We start from the raw sequence: 22,569 nt of genomic DNA, 5'->3' as shown, positions 1-22,569 counted from the left end.
GCTCCTTCAGCTTTTTCTCATCCACTACTGCGTCCATTGATAAACTCCTGATTTACAGTACGTATCAATGGGCAGTTACACAAATCTCAGGACAGCCCCTTCCCCTTCAATCTTCCCCGCCAATCTTCACCTCCAACCTTTCCCCTCTAACCTTTCCCCTTTAACCTTTCCTCTTTAACCTTTAACCTTTCCCCTTTCACCTCCCACGCAAAAGCGGGGTGACCGTTCGTGTATTTGTTGATGAAGACAGTTTCCCTGGCGGTTTATCCGTTGGGGGTAGCCATGATCGCGCTGGTTGTGGCGCTTGCCTTGATCTGGGCTGATCGGCGGCGGGTGGGGCTTTGGGTGCTGGGGTTGGCCTTTGCCTGGTTGTGGGTCTGGTCGATGCCGGTCACCGGTGATGCGCTGGTCGGCTGGCTGGAGCGTGATTTCGAGTATCACTCGGCTCAAGAAGTCGAGTCGGCTGACGCCATCGTGGTCGCCGGCGGCGCGTTTTTTTCGGGGCTGGGCCAGTGGCCCTACCCCGACGCTGGCGGCAACGTGGACCGCTACTGGCACGCCGCTCGGCTCTACCACGCCGGGCGTGCGCCGCTGATCATTCTCAGCGGCGGGCGCGATCCAAGGCGGCCCGAGAGCTGGTCGGAGGCCGAATCCGGCGCGCTCTTCCTGCGCGACCTGGGCGTACCGGACGAGGCGCTGGTCCTGGAAAGCGAGGCCCGGACCACGCGCGACAACGCCACGCGGGTGGCCGAAATCCTCGAGCAGAGGGGCCTCGACGAGATCATGCTCGTGACCTCGGCCAGCCACATGCACCGCAGCCTGGCCACCTTCCGCGGCGCCGGCATCGACGCCCGGCCGGTGGCGACGGATTTCTCCATCGTCGAAGACCGCCCCTTCGACCCCAGACGCTACCTGCCGGGTGCCGGCGGGCTGGCGCGCAGCACGCGCGCAGTGCATGAGATTGTGGGGATGTGGTACTACCGACTCAGGGGCTGGCTTTGATCGGGTCAAGACCAGTCATCAATCTCCAATCTTGATGGCCGAGACCTTCCCGTTCACCCGTTCTACCCTGATACCTCTTATTCCTTGAGCCGTTGCCGCCAGAGCGTGTAGCCAATACAGTTTGCGACAAGCATTGCGTCGCGCGATTCCGGGGAGTCCTGCTTCAGGACTTTCTCCAGGTAATCTTCTCGCACCCATTTTCGCCACTCGCGGTGGTCGAGCAAAAGGGCCCGGATGTTCGGCAGGTTGGCCCGGTAGCCGGCCTCGTAGAAGCTGCCCAGAAGTCCGGTGCGGGACTTGGTGCGAAATTGTTCGGGTAATCTGCCGCGCATGCTTTCGCGCATGATCCACTTGGTTGTCCCGTCGGCGTAGACCATCGAGTGGGGCAAGGCGAGCATGAAACGCAACAGCTCCGGGTCCAGGAACGGGTCGCGCCGGTCGATGCCGTAGCGCTGTGCGAAGCGGTTCTCGCGCGCCAGGCTGCCGGGTGTCAATGGAGCAAGAAGGCTCCCGGCAAACTCGGGAATACGGTGGCGACCGGCTTCGGGCGGCCACGGGTCGGGTCGCCGCAGGCTTGCGCTGGCCTCGGGTGTGAGCCAGTCGGGTATCTGTTGCCTGTCTGCGACCCGACGGCCTACGATTCTCCGGGCCAGATAGCGAAATTCGGGTGCTCGGTGACAGCCGGTGATGCCGTGCCGGTGAGCAACCTCCACTGCGAGCTTGAGACCCGCCGCGATGCCATTGCGAGCCAGGGTATCGTAAAGTCGGTATCTTGGTTCCGGATAGATCCTGTCACCGGCCGCCCCGTTCAGGACAACCGTGTAGCCGAGATCGCGGGCGCGCGCGTAACATTCAATAACCAGCGGCCTGAAAGCGTTGAAGTTCGGAAAATCCTTGTCGATCATTCGCGTGGTCAGGTCCGAGAACGGCAGGCGCGCTCCGCACCGGACCCGGTGGGTTTTCAGGCCGAGATGTCGGGCGAGCATCGAGATCCAGGGCCATTCGTCGGCCTCCGGATACTCTTCAAGACTCCAGCTTATAACGGCGGGCTTTCGGCCCGAGTGGCTCAGCAGTTCCGTTGCGACGGCCGCGACCGGTCCCGAATCCAGTCCGCCCGACAGCATGATGGCCGGACTTTCCATTTCCGGCAGCGTCGTTTGCACGGCGCGGCGGAAGGTTGCGCTGAATCGGTCGACAGCGTATTGCGAAGGATGATTCGCGCAGGATGGTGACGGGATTTGTTCGGCCGGGTCCGGCGCCGCAACATAGAAGGGATCGCGCCGGTGTTCGATTCGCGAATCGCGTGCTGTCAGCAACTCGGCCGGCAGCAGCTCGTTAACGCCGAAAAACGGGCTCCGGCCCGGCAACAGTCCCGATTGCGAACTGAAAAAGCCGCTGATCCATTCGGGATCCTCATCGCTGCAGAACGCCGGCAGGCGCGCGATTCGTGCCGCGCTGCTGGCGATGGCCAGTGACTCGCCGGCATGTGCCCAATAGCAGGTCCGGCTGCCGTTGCGGCTTCTGTAGCACTGCACGAGTCCGGAATCGGGAAAGACGACGACGGCGACAAAACCACCGCCGACCGCACGCAGAATCGATGGGCCGTGCGCCTGGACCAGCCGGGCGATGTATCGCAGCGGGGTTTTTTCGGCGGCCGCGGCGGTTGCGCCTGCCCCGGCGAGCAGATCAGCTGAAAGATGGGTCCAGCCGTCGACGGCGATCCAGCCGTAATGTGTTGAAGGCCGGTCCGGACTGGAACCGGGTCGGCGGTCGATGCATTCGATGCCATTGTCGGAGACCAGTGCATACGGTCCCGAGTTGATCCCGCCGGGCTGCTCGGCGGCCATTTCGGCTCGAACCGATCGGGTTAGCACAAAACCCAAGGCAGTTCCGGCAAAACGGGGTGGAAGCTAGCGGTTTAACTACTGCTGCGGACTTTGGCTACCTTCAGCGCCCGAATCGTTGATGCCCGGGGAGCCACCCAGCGTCACAACCCGCAGATTGCTGATCACCATTGTCGGGGTTTCGTATTCTGCGCGCGCGTTCTGGTACCGGCCCGGGTTGGCGGTCGTGTCTTTCGATGTATCGGTATCGTTGGTCATGGTTGCCTGTTATGCGTCTAGGTCTGGTTATCTGGGTCTGGTACCGGTATTATCCACGCGATGCCGGTACTGCCGATTATATACAAGCGCGGCGGGCATCACCCGATGCCCGCCGCGCGTAGTGTCAACGAAGCTGGAGGGTCGGGTCGCCGAGCAGGTTCCAGTTGACAACCAGGTCATCCAGCCCCTGGCGCGCGGCCTCTGCACGACCAGCCTCGACCGCCTCGCCCAGGGTCTTGCCGTCCAGTTGTGCGTCGAGTACGGCCCTGGCATACGTTTCGTTGTCGTTGTAGTTCGACAGCGTTGCGGCGCCGTGAATGGCGACCGCACCGTTGGCCGCGCCCGCAACGTGCTGCCCGTCGGCATCGGTTCGATAACCGTTCATCCAGGCGTGCGCGACGCTGTTGTTGCTGGGCGAGACGAAGTAGCTCGTATAGCAGGTCAGGGTGCCGATCAGCGTCGGTGCGCCCTCGTTGTGCAGTTGGTCAAGATCGCGCGGGCGAACCAGCCCCTGGAACGTCCACATTGCCGGCGAGCCATGCCCCACGAATCCGGTCAGGGCGCGGCCCTGTTCGAGTTCGGTGAACAAGCGCTCGCGCGCCGTCTCGGCGATGGACTGGCCCGGTACGGTGTCGACGTCCTCCCAGAAGAGGCGCGAGAACTGCTCGTCGGTCCAGCCCGCGCCCCTGGCGGTGTCGATCATGCGTTCGGCCTGGGCCTGGAACGACGGGTTTTTGGGGTCGTCGGAGTCGGTGACCCAGATCGCGTTCTGCAGCACCGCGACCTCCGGCCATTCGAGCGTCTTGATGACGATCGAGGCCAGGTCGCCGGGCGAACGAACCGGCCAGCGGCCGATCGCCTTGTCGGACAGGCCGTCGCCGTCTAGATCGGCCAGCAATGCGTCGCTGGGCGCGTGCGGAATCCGCTTCGCCGGGGCGTAGCGGGTCGGGATGAAGCTGATGCTGCCCAGGCCGAGGTTGTCGGTGTAGTCGTAGCTGTCGCCGCCGACCAGCAGCACGTGGCCGAATTCCATCCGTTGGTCGGCATCTTTCAAGAAGTCCGTGACCGCCCCGGGTAGCGGCATCCCGGTTGCGTACTCGGCCTGGATGTCGGTGACGTCGAACAATGCCACGCTCCAGCCCTCGCTCTCGCGCTGGGCGATGTATTCGTTGAGCGGGTGCGCCTCCGCGTCCGAAATCGGCATGAACGCCGGGTGCGCGATGACGAGCAACTCAGCGCTGGTATCGGCCAGCAGGTCTTCGCGCGTGCCGATGGTTTCGACATCGGGGCGGTGGAGCCGGTCGGCGGTCGACAACCAGTAAATGGTCTCGGCGCCGTCTACCGCCGGTACGCTGACGCGATCATTCTTGCGATCTTCCTGGGTCCGCAGTCGATGCAGGTCTTGCCGATCCCGGGCGTAGGCCACTACATCCTGCCCGCCGAAACCGCTGACACTTAGGCCCTCGCCGGAATCGAGCCCGGTTTCGACCAGCAGGCGGTCGTCGTCGGTGTGCAGCTCGCTCGGGAAGCCCAGCGAGACGGTGTCGACCGCGATCATGTCGAACCTGGCCGCGGTGCCGCCCGGGGCGCGTACGGTGACCGAATTGCGGCCTGCGCCCAGTACGCCGGGCGGGACTTCGAAGTCGAGGCGCGGGGTTTCGCGATCATCGAAGAAGGCCTCGCCGACTTCCCGGCCGTTGACTTCGACGACGATATGGTGGTCGGGATCTTCGGGGGTAATGGTCAGGCCGCCGACGAGGACCTCGACGCGTCCGGACTGGTCGGTGATCAGCGTGCCGGGTACGTCGAAAGCGGTCTCCAGCGTATCGTCGCGCCCGGACCATAGCTGTTTCGCCAGCCATGGGTCCTCGGTCGGACTGCCGAACTGATAGATTGCCTCGTCGTCGCGGCGCAGCCACTGGAAATGGCTTGATGGGGAGGCGCCGGCCCTGCGGTTTTGCTGTTCTGCGGCAACGACCTGATCCGGGTCCACCGATATACGGTAGTTGTAATCATCGATATAGAGCGCGTCGGGCAAGTCCGGCTTGCTGCCCCAGAAGCGAATCTCGTCGCCGGGGCCGAAGTGGTTCCGGCCACCGCCGGATTTGCCGGCCGGGTCGCCGGCCACGATATCGCGCGCCACGGGCTGGCCCTTGAGCGAAACCGCGATGCTGTCCAGCGGCACCCCGGAAAGGTCGAGCCCGGCGTCGGCCAGATCTTCCCAGGTCACGGCCTGGAGGCCGCGCTGGCTGACCTGGACGTCGGCGTAAACGCTTGACGACGCGGTGTTCTTTCCACCCTTGCCTTTCCCTTTACCTTTGCCTTTGCCGGCGGCGGCGCGAAGCATCTGGCGCTCGGCGGCATTTTCGCGGGCCTCGTGCCAATCGATCGGGCTGGCCTGCGCGGGTTGCCCGTAGGCCTTGCCGACTTCGAACAGCCCGAACATTTCCTCGGTGTCGTCGTAGTCGACCGCGGTGACGATCAGTTCCTTGACGCCGCCGGCGTTGGGCAGGATAACCTCGTAGTGCCGCGGCGTTAGCGCGTCGCCTGCGTCTTTGGGCGGGATCATTTCTTCATTGAGCTGCCGCAGGTTGTCGCCGCGCAGGGTGAGGATATGGAACCCGGCGTTATGCGTCTCCGAGACGGTTTCCCACTCGACCCGCAGCCCTTGAGGCGTGCGCGTGGCTTCGAACGCCGAGATGCTGACCGGCAGCGAGGATACGCCCTGAAGATTGTAGTCCTCCACTTCGCCGGATTCATAGCCACCGTCCGGCGCGAGCAGTGAAGCCACCGTCATATCCGGATCGGTCGAAATGCGGAAGCGGAAATAAAGATTGTCCTTGTCCACGGTCTGCGCGCTTTCCGGGATTGTCCAGACCAACTGAAATGATTCTTCCGTCGTTTCGCTGGGGACCTGGTGGCAGACGCGTTCGCCGGTATCGGTACGCGTGTCGAACGCCGGATCGGCCGAGGTTGTCGAAGAGTTCGGCACGTTGCCCAGAACCCCATCCTGGTTGAAATCGAACCAGCCGCAAAGCTGGGCTGGATCGGCAGAAGGATTGTTGGCCGTCACATTGGCGGTATAGGTTACGGTGCCGTCGGGCAGTGTTTGGGTAGTTGCTTGCAGGGACACCCCGTCTTCGTCGTTGTCGCCGTCCAGGTCATCGGCATCGGCCAATAAGGAGGAGAAGGCGGCGGTATCGTTATCTACACTGAATCCAAGAAACGGGTTGCTGTCGGAAGCATTGGTAACGTGCGTTGCCGTGGGGTATGAGGTCCAGTCCGGTAAAGTGTTTGCGTCCGGCAGATCACCGACATCACCCAGAACCGGCGAGGCGAGGAGCGAATGGTTGACGGTCTTCTCGCCGGAACCGCCCGGTGGGGCCGTGATGCGCGCCTGAATATTGCCAGTCCATTGCGGGTCGACCAGGAAATCGGGCTTTACGCTCTCGGCGTAAAAGCAGATATCGGGGTCATTGCCGCCGACCGGAAGCGGGATGAGTCCTCCATCGATGGGGTCTTCGGTGCCGTTTTCGATCAGGTCCAGGTTGCCATTGCCGATCAGACTCAGGTTGCCTTCCGATTCTGTGGCCGACTGTGAAGCGTCGTAATCGATGGTGCCATCGCAGTCGCGATCCAGATTGATGTACAGGTCGGTATCGATCTTCGAGTCGCAGCGTCCGGATTGCTCACACGGGCGCACCACGTCCCGGGCCAGCAGGGTGATGAACCCGTTGCTGTCGGTCGGATTGCCGTAGCCGAAGTCGTCGTTTGCGTTTTCCGTCGGACACGCGCCCTGGACGGCGGCCGGGGCATCGTCGGTAATGTCGATGGTAAAGCGCTTGTACCGGGGCGTTAACGAATGGTCGGCGTTCTTGTCGAAATCTCCCGTACCGTCGGTTTCGCGGTCGCAAACGGCCAGTTCCCAGCAACGGGTTTCGCGAAAGCCGTTGATATTCGGCGCGGTGCCGGTATCGATGTGGTCAACCGAAAGGCGCAGGACGCCGGCCCAGGGGGTGGTTGTGCCGACCTGGCCGTTGCCGTCGGTGTCCACGGTCGAGCAACTGACGGCACCGTCGGACTGGTCGGCTGCGGCGGGGTCCACTTCGTTGTTGTCAAAGTTCAACTGGGAGAAAAACGGGTGCCATTTGCCGTCGAGCAGGACGCTCGCGTTGGAATTGACAAAACCGCTGCCGTCGTCATCCCAGGAATTGAAGGTGGCGTTGGTGCCCTTCAGCTCGGCCTGCAACGGCCCGGCCGTGAGTGCTGCGACCAGGCCGGCGGCGAGCAATGCAACCAGCTTCCAGCCTGTTGCCGGTATCGAGTGCGGGCCAATTCCGGGACGTGGGCAATCGCGGGTGACGTTTGCCGGGTTCGAACTGTGTAGCATGTTTGGACCCCCTTGATTTTTGATTATTCGGCTCGGCTATTGAGCCTGCTAGTCGACTTTATGATTCCTGGATGACCGGGTTCAATCCGCTTCCCTCGTTCACCGCCACTGGCTTGGGCCGGCAACTTTTGTGTGACAATTGTCAGCCGGAAAGGGCTCAGTCAACAAGGTGATATTTATCACGTAATATAACATAAACTTGATGGAAATCAGGCAAAGTCGTTTGACTGATGCAACTTCCATACCAGTTATACCGACCGTAACCGATACATCCCTGATTTACAGGCAAAAAGCCGATGTGCGGATTGGTTCCAGATCATTGATGCCGGATGAATTCGTGATCGGTATGACATTTTTGGCGTGAAACTGACGGAATTTCACACTGTAGCGTGGTGCTTGGCGGCTCACGCTTCGGAGTTACCATGAGATTTCTAACCGACCGGAATCAAAGTCGGTCAACATTCTCGATAGATACACTCACTACAGTGGCCTGCGGGGGCCATCGACTCGCCTGTGGCCGGACAAGTAGCGCGACCCGGAAAACGTCGCCAGCAGCGAGTGCCACGCGGCCTGCGTGTGCTCGACCAGGTCCGTACCGGCCTCGACCCGGTACCAGCGCTGGTGAGCCAGCAGCGCGATCAGCCGGGGCAACAGGCAGGAGCGCTCGACTGGAAGCCTCTCGGAGAGCACGAGCGGCATGCTCGATTCCATGATACTGCCCAGGGCCCTGGCACCGGCGATCGGACTTGATCGAGTCTGCTCCCGACGACCCGATGCCGGCCGCTCGAGTACGCACGCGGCCGCCACGGTGGCCGACCCGGGAAAACGCGGGTCGCCCTCGGGCAGCCACAATTGGAATCTCGGCCGGGTGCTCGATTCGCGCAGCAAATCAGCGGGCAGAAAGCGCTTGAGCTGCTCGATGGCCCACCCTTTTCGCCACATCATGTAGTCGCGCATCCGTTCCACCTGCATCACCTGCCCCGTAACGCCGGCGAGCACCCAGTCGTCGGTCACCACACCCAGCCCGGCCTTGAGTGCCGAAGCCGTCAGCGTGGATTTTCCGGCGCCCTTGCGGCCGATGGCGAGAATGCCGCCTTGCGGCACGATCACGGTCGCGGCGTGTAATGTCAGCACCCCGGCCCGGGCCAGTTGCTGCGCGACAGCCGCGTGGAAGCAGTAGGGCAGGATGCCACCGTGAGCATCATGCCGGGATTCGACGCGAAACTCCGCCCGGCCTCCTGAAACAAGCCGAACCTCTCCGTCAGGCAGATCACGTTCGTAGACCACCGGCGCACCCTCGACCGGCTCGTGGATCGGGTCCGTTGCCAGGCTGACGGTTATGGGTCCATGACCGACCAGGTCGGCCCAGCGCCAGGGCTCGCCCTGCCCTTCGAGCCTGTAGCGCATCTCGCCGGCGGACAGTCCGGTGATCGCGATTTCGACGCCAAGCGCCTCGGCAACCAGCCGGCAGGCCGGCCCCTGATGATCGGTATCGGCTTCGACACGCATGTGTCAGAGGCTGCCGGCTACCTGTGCGACGAATGTGGTGACGTCTTCGCGGGCGCGTCCTTCGCCGACGTCGAACTGCCCGGCCAGGCGCCGGGCGACGGACGCGACGTCGCGGTCACCCTCGGCGATGGCCTGCACGATTGCGATGCCGGTACCGTTGGCCATCAGCATCTGCTCGCCCTCGACGTCGAGCACCACGCCGGATCCGTCGTCGAGGGCATTGATGGTGAGGCGCTTGTCTTCGAGTGCGGCGGCGATGCGGGCAATGGCCTGATCGGCTTCGGGGCGGGCGACTTCGGTCATGGCGGTCATGAGGACACTGTCGGTTACTGAAGCATTCAGTTTAAGCGTTTATGCTGCAGGCTGTCGCGGCGAGTTCGATGCAAACGGGTAGAATGCCGGCTCTGCAATTCTCCCGTCCGGACCAATCCCTGCAATTCCGGGCCATTGCATCCGGGAACTCATGCGATAGTTCGGTTATCATGCCTTTCAGCAGCCATGGACAAATCCAGCCGACATAAGCGGGGAACGGCGGAAAACCGGAAGCCTGAGCACCTGCCGCAAGCCCAGTCCAACGGATCGAGTGAATCCGCCCGGCTTTTCAGGCTGTTGGCCGACAATGCCCGGGAGATGGTCTCCCGACATACCGCCGACCTCACCTTTCTTTATGTATCCCCCGCCTCGGTTCGCGTAATCGGCTACCCGCCCGAGGACCTCATCGGCTATCGCCTGGACGACCTCGTCCACCCCGATGACCTGTCATCGGTTTTGTCCGCGTTCGCGATTGCGCACGACACCGACAAGACACCAAACGCAATTTTCCGGTGCCATGCATCGGACCAGACGTGGCGATGGTGCGAGATTTTCTGCCGTGGCGCAGTCGATTCCGCCACAGGCATCGAGGAGATTCAGGCGACGGTTCGTGATGTCAGCAAGTACAAGCAGATCGAGAAAGCCATCGAGCGCGTCGCCAAGGAATGGCGCGGAACTTTCGATTCCGCCCAAGATGCCATCATGATGCTGGACCGCCAGGCCAATGTCATTCGAGTCAATCTCGCGACCCTGAGACTGTTGAAATGCGAGTTCAGAGACTTGATCGGCACACCGCTGATCGAAGTTGCGCGTAAACGGTTGCATCTCGATGACCCCTTTCATGTCGCAACAGCCTGGGCCGACAAAAGGCAGGTACGCACCGACCTCGAGCTTGAAGAAAGATCGATCTGGCTACGCTCGACCGTGGACCCGATTCTGACCGAGGATGGAAAGATCGACGGTGCCGTCATTTTCATCGCCGATATCACAACCGAGAAACAGGCTGAGAAACGGTTGTTGAGAACTTTGAAGGAAGTGCGCAAGCTGTCATCTCACCTGCAGACGGTGCGCGAGGAAGAGCGCTGTTCAATCGCGCGTGAAGTGCACGATGAACTCGGGCATACCCTTACCGCGTTGAAGATGGATATCGCATGGCTGGTCAAGCATATTCCCGATGATGACCAGGATATCGCCAGTCGCGGGGCCGAACTGACGGGGCTCGTCGATCAGACAATTTCCTCCGTGCGTCGTATCGTTTCGCGCCTGCGGCCGCCGGTACTCGACGATCTCGGTCTCGACGCCGCGCTGGAATGGCTTGCCGCCGACTTCCAGCGCTACAGCGGCATCGATACCAGCGTCAGGCTTTCGGACATTCCGAATCGCCTGCGCGGAGCCAATGCCAGCTGCATTTTCCGAATCGTACAAGAGGCGTTGACCAACGTATCAAAGCATGCCGGGGCAACGCACGTTTCCATTCACGGTGAAGTTCAGGACGCGACTTATCACCTGGTGATTCAAGATGATGGGCAGGGCTTCGAATTCGAAAGTACCGCGCATCAGCCGGGGTTCGGGTTGCTTGGAATTGCCGAACGAGTCCGTGACCTGGACGGCGAAATGGACATGAATACCGCTCCCGGCAAAGGGGCTTCACTGACCATCACCATTCCGACGGCGGCTATCCAGTGATTCGCGTGCTGATAGCAGACGACCACGCGCTTGTGCGCGAGGGGCTCAAGCGGATCCTGGCCGATGATCACGAAGTGGAAACGGTCGCAGAAGCCTCCGACGGGCAGCAAACCGCGCGCCTGGTGCGCGAACACCAGCCTGATGTGGTGCTGCTGGACATCTCCATGCCGGATCGCAGCGGCATCGACGCGCTGGCCGATATTCAGACAGCTTGTTCAACCACGCGTATCCTGATGCTGAGCATGCACCCGGAAGACCAGTACGCAATTCGTTGCCTGCGTGACGGCGCGGATGGTTACCTGACCAAGGAAAGCGCGCCGGAGCTGTTGTTGGGCGCAATCCGCAAGATTCATTCCGGAGGCAAGTACGTCAGCCCTTCGCTGGCGGAAAAACTTGCCGTCAATCTGAATGCCGAGCACGACAAAGCCCCGCATGAGGCGCTTTCGGACCGGGAACTGCAGGTGCTGGTCATGATCGGCGCCGGCGATACCGTAACCCGGATCGCCGACAAGCTGTGCGTCAGCTCGAAAACCGTAAGCACATACCGCACGCGCATCCTGGAGAAGATGAGTATGGAAAACAACGCCCAGCTGATGCGCTATGTCATCGACCATCACCTGACCTGATCGATTCCGGCCAATACTGGCACCTGCCCGCCACCGGCGGGTTAGCCCGTGGGTGTCAATTGGTGTAGGACAAACCCCTACACCCCCCTCCCGTTCCCCTACACCCGAATTCGCTATTCCCCGACCGTCGAATGCGCCACCCGCCGATATCGGGAAAAGGGCTCGCTTTCTATTCTGTTTGCGTGGACTTCCGGTGTGCCCGAAGGGGGCCCGGATCAGATCCGCTGAACTAAAACTACGGGAATAGTCATGAAAACCATCACTCTGATCATTATTGCAGTATTCTTCGTCGCCGATGCTACGGCGAAGGAAATCATTCCAGCATCAAACCCGGTCAAGGACCAGTACATCGTCGTCCTGGACAGCGAGCAGTTCGTTCCCCGGGGCCCCGACCTTGCCAACGAACGCCGCGAACAGATTCGCGAGAAGGCCGATACTCTTGCTCACGAATACCGCGGTCGCCGCGATCGCGTCTTCTCGAACGGCCTTACCGGATTCTCCACCCGCATGGGCCAGGCCCAGGCGCGTGCACTTGCCAACGATCCGCGCGTTGCCTATGTCGCCGAAGACGGCATTGTCCGGGCCAACTCGACGATTGCAACCCAGCTTGACCCATCTTCATGGGGCCTGGACCGCATTGATCAGCAGTCGGACCTGCTCGATTCAGAATATCAGTACGTGGTTACCGACGAGTCCGACGTGGCTCACGTTTATGTGCTCGATACCGGCATTCGCGACACGCACGTCGATTTCGAAGGCCGGGTCGACACCCTCAATGCTTTTGACGCCATTTACGACGGCAACGGCGTCGACGACTGCAACGGCCACGGTACGTTCGTCGCCGGCGTTGCTGGCGGGCGCGAATTCGGCACGGCCAAGGATGTGGTCCTGCACCCGGTTCGCGTGCTCGATTGCTACGGCAACGGGACGCTGTCCTCGGTCATTTCCGGCATCGACTGGGTGACCCGCACGGTTGAATCGTACGGCCACCCGGCCGTCGCCAACCTGAGCCTGGGCACCGGTGCCTCGGATGTCCTCGACAACGCGGTCAGGGCCGCGATCGACGCCGGCGTGACCTTTGTCATCGCTGCCGGCAACAACGGCGAGGATGCCTGCAACTTCTCGCCTGCGCGCGTTGACGAAGCCATCACCGTCGCCGCATCGACCGAAGAAGACCTCAGGCTCAGCTCATCGAATCATGGTTCCTGCGTGGACGTCTACGCACCAGGTTCGTCGGTTGTTTCAGCCTACAATCGCGACGACGAAGATCGCATCAGCATGACCGGCACCTCGGCGGCAGCGCCGCACCTGACCGGCATTGCCGCGAACATCCTGGTCCAGGATGTCACACTGACCCCACAGCAGATCGAGGAAATCATCAAGTCCAACGCCACGCCGTTCGCGGCCGAACCCGAAGGCGATACAACCGAACTGTTGGCCTATTCGTTCATCGATCTGTCGCCTGAAAGCGACCCGGAATCGGACGATTCGTCTGGGTCCGATGACCCGGCAGAGGACGAAGGATCAACGGACCCGAACAACCAGTCGGATTCGGCCACGATCGATTTCGACTACAACTGTCAATCGCGCAGCCGCGTGTGCGCTTTCGAAGCCAGTGCGCAAGTCGACAGCGGTGAAGTCCAGCAGTATTTCTGGGACTTTGGCGACGGCTCGACCTGGGAATCGAAGCGCCCGCAGACCCGCCACAGGTACCGCCAGACATCCGGCGAGATGGTCGTGATCCTGGCCGTCGAACTGGCTGACGGTTCCTCGGCGATGACGGAAAAGACGATCCAGCTTCCGTTCTGAGATCATTGAGTTTCACAGTCTTTCGGGGGAAAACGCTCCCGTAGGGCCGGCCCGGGCAGTCGGAAGTCACCAGGGGCACTGGCGACCTCCGGGATCCTCCAAGGATCACTGCCCGGGCCGTTTTTTCGCCTTGGTCCACCTTAGCCACCCCCCTTCCGCAGCGAGAGCAGGTCAGTGGCGAGCTCGACGCAAACGGGTAGAATGCGGCCAGTTCGGTCTCTGAGAAGCTCACTTGATTCCAAGCACCACCCGCGCCCTGCGTCGCATGCTCTCGCTGACCTGGCAGTCAAGCCCGGGCTGGACTCTGCTGGCGGCCGCGGTCATGCTGCTGGCCGTCATCGCGCTGATCGTCACGATTCACCCGCTGTTGCTGCCCTTGCTCGGGGTCGCTACCCTGCCCATGCTGTGGGAACAACGGCGCTTCCATCGGGAAGGGTCGGATGGCTGACTTTCTCCCCGCACGTGCCATCCACCGCTGGCGGGCCCTGCCGCGCGAAGAGCGGCGCGATCTGATCGCGGCCGCTTCACGGCTGCCGATGGCCCATGCGGTGCTAAGAATCACCGGGCTGAAGAAAGCACAGCGGCTGCTCGGCAAGCCGCGTTCGGGCGCGAGCGCCACCAAGGCACAGTCGGACATGGCGCTGTGGATGCGGCGCGGCAAGGCCCTCAGGCGTCTCGGCGCGCGAATGCCGGGGGTGCACTGCCTGTCGCGTGCGCTATGCCTGTGGGCCTGGATGCGGCGGTCCGGACTCGATCCCGATCTGAACATCGGCATACGGCCCTCGGGCAGCGGCCGGATCTTTTCGCACGCCTGGGTGACGCTCGACGGCTCACCCGTCGATGAAACTCCCGAATCGATCGCCGACTGCAAGCTGGTCGACTGGCCGAAGCAGCCCTTCGATCCGTGACCGCGCACAGGCGGTTCATGAGGGCTCGCCTGTCTGCTAATATAAAAGGGGCATTGCTATGAGTTCGTGTCAACTGGGGACTGGAGGGTCTGTGAAAGCTGTTATTCAAGCGGGGGGAAAGGGGACGCGGCTCAGGCCTTATACGCTCATTCTTCCAAAGCCCTTGATGCCGGTCGGCGAGTTGCCGGTGATCGAATTGCTGATGAAGTGGCTTCGGCGCAACGGCATCTCGGAGGTGGTGGTCACCACCGGCTATCTGGGGCATCTGATCAAGGCCCTGTGCGGCAGCGGCGAGCACTGGGACATGGCCATCACCTACAGCGAGGAGACACAGCCGCTGGGTACGGTTGGTGCGCTGGACCTGGTGCGTGATCATCTCGATGACACCTTCCTGGTGCTCAACGGGGATCTGATTACCGACATGAATCTGCGCTCGTTCATTCATTTCCACAAATCCCACGGCGACCTGTTAACCGTCGGCACGACGCAGAAGCAGGTGCATGTGGACATGGGCGTGGTCGATGTGGCCGACGGCCGTCGAATTACCGATTTTCGCGAAAAACCCTCGCTGTCGTACACTGTCAATATGGGTATCTATTGCATGGAACCGGGGATTCTCGACCTGATCCCCAAGGGCGTGCCTTTCGGCTTTGACGACCTGATGTACCAGATGCTCGATAACGGCCAGCAAGCGCACGCCTACCGGCACGACGGCCAGTGGCTGGATATCGGGCGCCCCGAAGACTTTACCCGTGCACAGGAGATGTCCGACGGCGAGCAAATGCCCATGCGCGGGACATAGATCGGAAACTGAAAGACCCAGCCGGGACCGGGCCGCTGCACCGAAGCAATAAAAAGGGGGAACTCCATGAAACGACAATTTGACATCGTACTGGCGGTCATCGGGCTGGTGGTTGCCGCGCCGCTGATGGCGTTCATCGCCGTCGCGATCAAGGTGGACTCGCCCGGCCGGGTGATCTTCTCGCAGAAGCGCCTGGGCCAGGGTGGCGAGGTCTTTTACATTCACAAGTTCCGCAAGTTCCCCGGCCACTGGGGCACCGAGGGTTCGGGCGTGACCGTGGCCGGCGATGCGCGCATGACGCGGCTGGGGCGGATTCTCGAGCGGAGCAAACTCGACGAGCTGCCGCAGCTCTGGAATATTCTCAAGGGCGAGATGTCGTTCGTCGGTCCGCGGCCGGAAAGCCTGAACTTCGCCCACTTGTTCACCGGAGAACTGTCGAAGGTACACGATTACAAGCCGGGCATCTTCGGGCCCAACCAGGTCGCCTACCGCAACGAGGCGGAAATGTATCCGCCCGATCGCGACCCCGATGAGTTCTATCGCACGGAGCTATTCCCGGCCAAGGCGCGTAACGATATCGCGTATTTCAGCCGTGCCACGCTGCTTTCGGATATCGGCTGGATGATCCGCGGTATCTGGGTCAGTCTGGTCGAGGCGGTCAACTGGGGTCGGCTGATTCGCCAGCGCGGTATTCACGTCGCCTACGACGCAAGCGCCGTCGTCATCGCATGGATCGGGGCCAACCTGCTTCGGTTCGACGGCTTGCCATTCGGCAGGCATCAAGAGGTCTTCATGCACGGGACCTGGATCCTGCCGCCGGTCATCCTCGCACTTCTGGTCATCGGTGGCTGCTATCGCCAGCCGGTGCGTCACTTCTCGCTGGGCGGCACGGTGCGGCTTTTCTCGGCCGTCACCATCGGCTTCGCCTTCTTCACCGTGTTGGCCATGACCCTGGTCTATCGCGACCTATCGATCATGGTTCTGCCGCTGGCTGGTTTCATGACCTTCACCCTGACGGTTGCCGGACGGCTCTATTACCGCGAGCGCTGGCGCAACTTCAACAATGGCCGCAACGGCATCGTACAGACCTACCGCATGGCTATTTACGGCGCCGGTCGCCGCGGCGGTGCGCTGGCCGCCCTGATCAAACAGGGCTTTCCGGAAGCCAATGTCGTCGGTTTCATCGACGACAAGGACTCGGAAATGCGCGGGCGCGAAATCCAGGGCACTCGGGTGCTTGGCTGCGAGCGCGACCTGGGTACGATCCAGGCCGTCCACGGCCTCGACCAACTCTGGACCACGTTCAAGCCCGACGCGCCCAAGGAACGCCGGCTGCGTCAGTGGTGCGATCGCAACCACGTCAAGCTGGTCGTGCTGCCGCAAACCAGTGCTTTTTCGGAGCTCGAAGGAGCGGCCCGGCGGCGACAACCGGTCGAGCCGGAGCCAGAATCCCATTCGCCTGAAGGAGTGACGGTCAGGGGGTGAATAAACGCGTTCTTTGGTTCCGTCGTCCCGGCCCCGGATAATCACGCGCTAACGGCATTCCGGAAGCCCTTCTTTCGCCTGACGGCGAAAACCGGCCTTCCTTCATCGCCTGCGATTTCCGGGGCGACACGGTAATCTGGCTGACGGTACCGGTGGGGTTGTGGCTGCGGTGCGCCACAAGAGGGACGTTTTCTAGCCGCGCTTGAGCCAGCGGGCGAGCAGGCTGCGGCGCTTTCGATGCTGCGGCAGTACTTCGTGGAGTTGCTCGGGATCGATGTCGCGCCCCATAACAAGTTCGCGGGGAAACTTCTCGGTGAGCAGCCTCGCGGCCTCGGTACCGATCCAGTCCGAGATTTGCTCGCGTCCCGGGGTCATCTCGGGGATGCGGCGCCGATCGCGGTGGGCGTCCGAGGCCAGAAAGTGAATCAGGCCCTGCGTAACCATGGCGTGGGCCGCCTGCAGCGCACGGTCGCCGAACTTGCCGGTGCACGAGCGCGAGGTCACCTGCGCCAGGCAGCCCATTTCGACCCACTCGACCAGCTTGGCCGGATCGCGCGCGAGTTCTGAATTGCGCTCGGGGTGGACGATGACCGGCACCAGGTCGAGCGCGAGGATGTTTTCGAGGATGGTGGTGGCGCCGACGGGAATGGTGTGTACCGGCAATTCCACCAGCACCGAACGCCGGCGATCGGCCACCGTCATGGCCGTGCCGGCCTCCAGCTCGCGTGCCAGTTCGGGCACCAGGTGGCATTCCGCCCCGGGCAGCACTTCCAGCTCGATCTCGGCCTGTTCGAGGGCGCACCTGAATGCGGCAGTCTGCTTGCGCACGTGCTCGGCCGGGTTCTTGTAAACACCGTTGAGGTGATGCGGGGTCAACAGGGACACCGAAATGCCGTCGGCCACGGCCATGCGCGCCATCTTCAGCGCCATGTCCATGCTGCGTGCCCCATCGTCGATGCCAGGCAACAGGTGCCCGTGAATATCGACCATGCCCCAGGGGAATCGTGCCGGTTTAGTCATTGCCGACTCACCATACGACAGACCATGAATACCGGCAAGCACGGCGAACGCCACTGGCAGGCCTGCGGCGACGATTCGCCGTGGCCGGGGGCTGATTGACATGGCTGCGCTTGGGCTTTAACCTCGATAGTGCAAGAGCCGCGAAAAGAGGGGCGGCATTCCACAGGCTTTGCGCGGGAATTTCCTAAATGATAAAGCTTTCCAGATTTTTCGGTTTCGTATCGATCGCTTGCGCGTTGGTGTTGCTGGCCGGCAACCTGGCCGCCCAGATGCCCAGCGGTACGCTCGAAGTCCGCGGTTCAGTCCAGATCACCGAGGGCGCCAGCGGCGAATCCATGACGGTGCGCGACACCAACTATTCCTGGTTTTCCGGCGACCGCATCCAGGTACGGAACGGCTACGGTATTCTCTACCTCAACGAGGGCAACAGCCTCGGCTTGCTCGAAGGCACCGATGCGACCCTGACCATCGACAACGACACCATTTCCGGCACGCTCGAATCCGGCGACCTGATCTACGCGATCGAAGGCGAGGATCGCGAGCTGGTAGTGAAATCGGGAGAGTTCGAATTCAACGCCATGCCCGCAGGCGATCTCGCGCCCTGCCTCGGCTTGACCGCAGCCGGATTGATCCAGGCGATTGCATCAACGCGCAACCGCGTGGTCGTGCAGTCCGGCGAACTCCTGGGCTATAACCAGCCCCGCACCGTGGAACGCCGGGTGGCGCCGGGTGAAAAGTACGAGTTTACGCCGCAGGCCGCACGCCGATTGGAGCTGGATTTGCCGCCGGAAGTCGAGGAAAAGATCGATACCGACCGCAGCGCCCTGCCCTGCATGGTGTGGTGGATGCAAGAGGAAGTCGCGGGTGCCGCAATTGCGGGGTTGACCGCGGGATCCCGCATTGGCCTGGGCATCGCGGGCATATCTGGCGCAACGATCGGCTATCAGATCATCGACGATGACGACGACCAGGACCCGGATCCCGTCAGCCCCTGAGATGAACCGTGCCCCTTGAACCGCAGGCATTAGAGTTCGACTTCAGGCCAAATTGTTGTGCTGCCCGACAGCGACAGCCTCTTGCAGTGAGCATTCGTGGGGGAACATGTACAAGCTATTAAGCCTTCTGACCATTATCGTTTTTTTGCTGGCCGGATGCGCAACCAGCGGTCAAAACGGGGATGAATCCGGCCTGCAGGAATTCCAGCAGGAAGTAGCCGCGCAGGGTCGCACCGGCGAGTTGAACGATCAATTGATGATGAAGGCGGTCGCGGGTAGCGACGACCGCGTGTACCGCGTGGGTCCGGAAGACCGGATTCGCGTGGATATTTTCGGGGTTGAAGATCTCTCGCGCGAGTACCGTATCAACGGCGCCGGTCGTGTCCTGCTGCCGCTGGTCGGGGAGGTCTCGGTTTCGGGGCTCAGCCTGAGCGAAGTCGAACAGGCGATTGCCGAGGCCTATGCCGAAGACTACCTCAAAAATCCGCAGGTGTCCGTCGAAGTCATCGAATACCGCAGTCAGCAGTTCACCGTCGTCGGCGCCGTATCGAACCCGAAAGTCTATTCCGTCAGTCGCCAGACGACCCTGATCGAGGCACTGGCGATGGCCGGCGGCATCAACGACAGCGCCGGTAGCAGCATTTATGTAACCGATCGGGTTCGCGACCCCGAAACCGGACAGCTCGGCACGCGCACTATGATCATCGACATCGAGGATCTGATGCAGGAGTCCGGGGATTACAACCTGGTACTCGGGCAAAGCGCCATGATCAACGTCCCGCGTGGCGGCTTCGTTTACGTCGAAGGTGCGGTCAATAGTCCGGGAGCCTATCGGCAGCGTGCCGACACTACTGTCCTGAAAGCACTCGCGGAGGCCGGTGGATTTACCTTTGAGGCAGACCGCTCCGACGTTCGGGTGCTACGCCGCTCCAGCGACGGAAGCGGCTGGGAAGAACAGCCCATCGACTACAAGGCGATCCGGGAGAATCCGGGCAACGATATTGCCCTGCGCAGCGGCGATATCGTGGTGGTCGACAGCAGCGCCATCAAGTCCGGGCTATCGAACTTCGGCAAGGTCTTCCAGCCGCTGGCCTGGATGGGCTTTCGCCCACTCTAGTTTCAGTCGACCCGAAACTCGCTTGATGATTGTCCAAGGTCTCGCAAAAGTCGGGGGGGGGGGGCAGTGAGCCGGGCCGTGCTGGATACAAATGTGCGAGGTCCCGGCTCGGAGGCCGGCACGACAAATGGGTGAACTTGAACAAAATGCGTAAAGGCGCCGGGCGAACAGTCGGCAGTGTATTTCATGACGGGTAAGGCATGAGCGACAGCAGAGACAACGATCACCGCCACCACCTGAGCCCGGTCGAGCAGACCGGCAACCAGATGGCGGTTTACGACCCGTCGATCCAGGGCCGGGGCGAGGATGACGAAACCATCGACCTGCGCGAGTACTGGCGCGTACTGGTCAAGCGCAAGTGGACGGTGATCGGGGTCGTCATCATCGTCGTCACCGCCGCCCTGCTCTCTTCGCTGTTGATGGTTCCCGAGTATCGTTCCACCGCGCGAATCGAAGTCAATCCGGAAAGCTCGCGGATCCTCAATTACCAGGATTTCGCTCCTGAGGAAAGCGGATGGAATGCCACCGCCGTCTTCTACAGCACCCAGTTTCAGCTCATCAAGAGCGGCGCACTGGCCGAGGAAGTCATCCGCAACGAAGAGCTCCAGGACCACCCGGAGCTTCTCGGCGAGGTGCGTCAACGCAGCGTGCTGGGCGAGGTGCGCTCCCTGTTTCGTACGATCACCCGGGCCATCCTGCCGACGGGCAACACGCCTGGCCAGGGGAACGAACGGCGAATTTCCACTCAGGAAGAACGGAAAGAAGCGAGGATCCAGCGTGCGGCCAACCAACTGCGAAAGCGCGTTTCGGTGTCCCGGGTCGAGGAGTCCCGCCTGATCGACGTCAGTGTGCGCGCTTTCGATCCCCAGTTGGCCCGGCAGTTGGCGAACGCGGTGGTCGAGAACTACCGCCGCCTGAGCATGGAACGGCGCTTTGAATCCGGCAACGAGGCGCGTCAGTTTCTGGAAGAACAGCTCGCCGACATGCGTATCCAGCTCGAGCGCGCCGACGAGGCGCTCATGGATTTCGCGCGCGAGCACAACGTGGCCGATCTCGATGACCGCCTGGACCGGGCACGATCGGCCATCGATGGCTTCAGCGACCGACGCAACGAGATTGACGAGGAACTGGTTCAACTCGAAAGCTGGAAAAATCTGATCGAACAGGGGCGAACCGAACACCTCGATCCGGTTGTCAGCAGCGAGTCCGTCAACCAGCTCGAGGACCGGCTGGTCGAGGCGCGCGCCGAGTATGCCGAGCTGAGCAGGCAATTCCATGACTCCTACCCCGCGGTGGCGCAGGTGCTCACCCGTATCGAGCGCCTCGAATCCGAAATCAACGCGGAAAAGCAACAGGTGGTCGACAACATCCTGGGCCGCCACGACAATCTGCAGGCGCAGGCTCAATCGCTTGACGAGGCCATCAACGAACGCGAAGGCCGCATGCTGGCGCTCAATGAGCAGGCGGTGCAGTACAACATTCTCCAACGCGAGTTCAAGACCAACCGGGAGCTCTACGACGGCCTGCTGCAGCGCATGAAGGAAATCGGTGTAGCCGCCGGCATCCAGGAGAACAACATCACGCTGATCGAGGAGGCCGTGGCGGCGGGCTCACCGTTCAAGCCAAACATTCCACGCAATCTCGCCATGGCCCTGGTGCTGGGGCTGATGGGCGGCATCGGCCTCGCGCTGGTGCTGGAGTTCCTCGACAGTTCGATCCGCCGCGTCGAGGACATCGAGCGCCTGGTCGACCGGCCGGTGCTGGGCATGGTGCCGCTGGTCAAACTGCGCCGGAAGGATGCCGACTCCGACAAGAAGGTTCGCGACGACGAGCGTATCGTCAGCCACTACAGCGCGGTTCACCCCAATTCCTCGGTATCCGAGGCGTTCCGCTCATTACGCACGAGCCTGATGTTTTCCACACCCGAGGGGCTGCCGCGCACCATCATGATCACCAGCTCCGGCATGGGCGAGGGCAAGACGACCACGGCCGTCAACCTGGCCACCGTGCTGGCGCAGAACGGCTCGCGCGTGCTGCTGGTCGACGCCGACCTGCGCAAACCGCGCATACACCGGGACTTCAACCTGTTCCGCTCGCCCGGGCTGACCAACCGCATCGCGCTCAACCAGAACGACGGCAACGACAACTCGGCCATCCACAGCACCCATGTACACAACATGTTCGTCATGCCATCGGGCAACTCGACGCCCAGTCCGGCCGAGATGCTCAGTTCCGAACGCCTGACAAAAGTGATCGATAGCTGCCGCCGCGCCTTCGATTACATCATCATGGACGCGCCACCCACCCTGGGCCTGGCCGATTCGATGATCCTGGCCCGTCAGGTTGACGGCCTGGTCATGGTGGCCCGCGCCGGCAGAACAGGCAAGGAGAACTTCCGGGTGGCCTTGAAGCGCCTTGCTCAGGTCAAGGCGCCGGTCCTCGGCATCGTGCTCAATGGCGTCGACCTCGACAGCCCCGAGTACGCGTACTACTCGTCGTATTATTACAACTACGAGGCCGAGGACGACGAAGCGCCCGAGGAATCCCCGAAGCTGGGCAGCTCCTCGGCATCCTGACCCGCCGCTTTCGCGGCGGAGGTAAAAGGTAAAAGGTAAAAGGGGAAAGGTTAACGGTGGCATCGTCAGGGGGTTGCGGGGCGGCTTTGCCGCGAAGCCATGGGAGTCAATGGATTGCATCGCTTTGTTTTCGGGGCTGTCCTGAGATTTGTGTAACTGCCCATTGATACGTACTGTAAATCAGGAGTTTATCAATGGACGCAGTAGTGGATGAGAAAAAGCTGAAGGAG

The 22,569-nt window shown here is 61.9% G+C and carries 17 protein-coding genes; 11 read left to right on the top strand and 6 right to left on the bottom strand.

The annotated features are described in order from the left end of the window. Positions 1-240: 240 nt before the first annotated feature. Complete coding sequence (locus tag ACDC66_RS14865; protein WP_376697526.1) at positions 241-1,002, top strand: YdcF family protein; 762 nt, start codon at positions 241-243, stop codon at positions 1,000-1,002. Between the two features lie 77 nt (positions 1,003-1,079). Here ACDC66_RS14865 and ACDC66_RS14860 read toward each other — a convergent pair whose 3' ends face one another. The 5 genes from ACDC66_RS14860 to ACDC66_RS14840 all read right to left on the bottom strand — a co-directional run bounded on the left by ACDC66_RS14860 (position 1,080) and on the right by ACDC66_RS14840 (position 9,315). Further along, complete coding sequence (locus tag ACDC66_RS14860; RefSeq protein ID WP_376697525.1) at positions 1,080-2,849, bottom strand: asparagine synthase-related protein; 1,770 nt, start codon at positions 2,847-2,849, stop codon at positions 1,080-1,082. A gap of 75 nt (positions 2,850-2,924) precedes the next feature. Then, positions 2,925-3,104 carry a hypothetical protein gene (locus ACDC66_RS14855; RefSeq protein WP_376697524.1) on the bottom strand — a complete coding sequence of 60 codons (180 nt, stop codon included), beginning with the start codon at positions 3,102-3,104 and terminating at the stop codon, positions 2,925-2,927. A gap of 124 nt (positions 3,105-3,228) precedes the next feature. Next, positions 3,229-7,494 (bottom strand): C25 family cysteine peptidase, encoded by a 4,266-nt coding sequence (locus ACDC66_RS14850; RefSeq protein WP_376697523.1) that lies wholly within the window; start codon positions 7,492-7,494, stop codon positions 3,229-3,231. Between the two features lie 480 nt (positions 7,495-7,974). Further along, the gene (locus ACDC66_RS14845) at positions 7,975-9,003 is read right to left on the bottom strand and encodes a hypothetical protein (RefSeq protein WP_376697522.1); all 1,029 of its coding nucleotides are present in this window, start codon (positions 9,001-9,003) and stop codon (positions 7,975-7,977) included. A gap of 3 nt (positions 9,004-9,006) precedes the next feature. Beyond that, a complete protein-coding gene (locus ACDC66_RS14840; protein WP_376697521.1) occupies positions 9,007-9,315 on the bottom strand; it encodes a PqqD family protein in 309 nt (102 codons plus the stop codon). A gap of 186 nt (positions 9,316-9,501) precedes the next feature. Here ACDC66_RS14840 and ACDC66_RS14835 point away from each other — a divergent pair, with 186 nt between their 5' ends. The 7 genes from ACDC66_RS14835 (at position 9,502) to ACDC66_RS14805 (ending at position 16,631) form a co-directional block, all read left to right on the top strand. Beyond that, on the top strand, positions 9,502-11,001 hold the full coding sequence (locus ACDC66_RS14835; RefSeq protein WP_376697520.1) for a PAS domain-containing sensor histidine kinase: 1,500 nt from the start codon (positions 9,502-9,504) through the stop codon (positions 10,999-11,001). Beyond that, a complete protein-coding gene (locus ACDC66_RS14830) occupies positions 10,998-11,627 on the top strand; it encodes a response regulator (protein WP_376697519.1) in 630 nt (209 codons plus the stop codon). Before ACDC66_RS14835 ends, ACDC66_RS14830 begins: the two co-directional genes overlap by 4 nt. 249 nt (positions 11,628-11,876) lie before the next feature. After that, positions 11,877-13,436, top strand: a complete 1,560-nt coding sequence (locus ACDC66_RS14825; protein WP_376697518.1) for a S8 family serine peptidase — start codon at positions 11,877-11,879, stop codon at positions 13,434-13,436. Between the two features lie 232 nt (positions 13,437-13,668). Beyond that, positions 13,669-13,884, top strand: a complete 216-nt coding sequence (locus tag ACDC66_RS14820) for a hypothetical protein (protein WP_376697517.1) — start codon at positions 13,669-13,671, stop codon at positions 13,882-13,884. Continuing rightward, the gene (locus tag ACDC66_RS14815) at positions 13,877-14,344 is read left to right on the top strand and encodes a lasso peptide biosynthesis B2 protein (protein ID WP_376697516.1); all 468 of its coding nucleotides are present in this window, start codon (positions 13,877-13,879) and stop codon (positions 14,342-14,344) included. Before ACDC66_RS14820 ends, ACDC66_RS14815 begins: the two co-directional genes overlap by 8 nt. A 58-nt stretch (positions 14,345-14,402) precedes the next feature. Further along, positions 14,403-15,146 (top strand): nucleotidyltransferase family protein, encoded by a 744-nt coding sequence (locus ACDC66_RS14810; RefSeq protein WP_376697515.1) that lies wholly within the window; start codon positions 14,403-14,405, stop codon positions 15,144-15,146. Between the two features lie 66 nt (positions 15,147-15,212). Then, entirely contained in the window at positions 15,213-16,631 is a 1,419-nt protein-coding gene (locus tag ACDC66_RS14805) for a sugar transferase (RefSeq protein WP_376697514.1), read from the top strand. Between the two features lie 192 nt (positions 16,632-16,823). Here the strand turns inward: ACDC66_RS14805 and ACDC66_RS14800 are convergent, their stop codons facing one another. Further along, entirely contained in the window at positions 16,824-17,651 is an 828-nt protein-coding gene (locus ACDC66_RS14800; protein ID WP_376697513.1) for a tyrosine-protein phosphatase, read from the bottom strand. 188 nt (positions 17,652-17,839) lie between these two features. Here ACDC66_RS14800 and ACDC66_RS14795 point away from each other — a divergent pair, with 188 nt between their 5' ends. The 3 genes from ACDC66_RS14795 to ACDC66_RS14785 all read left to right on the top strand — a co-directional run bounded on the left by ACDC66_RS14795 (position 17,840) and on the right by ACDC66_RS14785 (position 22,339). Continuing rightward, positions 17,840-18,646, top strand: coding sequence for a hypothetical protein (locus tag ACDC66_RS14795; protein WP_376697512.1), 807 nt, complete (start codon positions 17,840-17,842; stop codon positions 18,644-18,646). Between the two features lie 106 nt (positions 18,647-18,752). Beyond that, a complete protein-coding gene (locus tag ACDC66_RS14790; RefSeq protein ID WP_376697511.1) occupies positions 18,753-19,763 on the top strand; it encodes an SLBB domain-containing protein in 1,011 nt (336 codons plus the stop codon). A gap of 200 nt (positions 19,764-19,963) precedes the next feature. Then, positions 19,964-22,339 carry a GumC family protein gene (locus ACDC66_RS14785; protein WP_376697510.1) on the top strand — a complete coding sequence of 792 codons (2,376 nt, stop codon included), beginning with the start codon at positions 19,964-19,966 and terminating at the stop codon, positions 22,337-22,339. The last annotated feature ends 230 nt before the right edge of the window (positions 22,340-22,569 follow it).

This window comes from Wenzhouxiangella psychrophila, assembly GCF_042310375.1.
Lineage (GTDB): Bacteria > Pseudomonadota > Gammaproteobacteria > Xanthomonadales > Wenzhouxiangellaceae > Wenzhouxiangella.
Note: the sequence above shows the minus strand (reverse complement) of the source record. Positions and strands in the feature narration are given on the sequence as shown.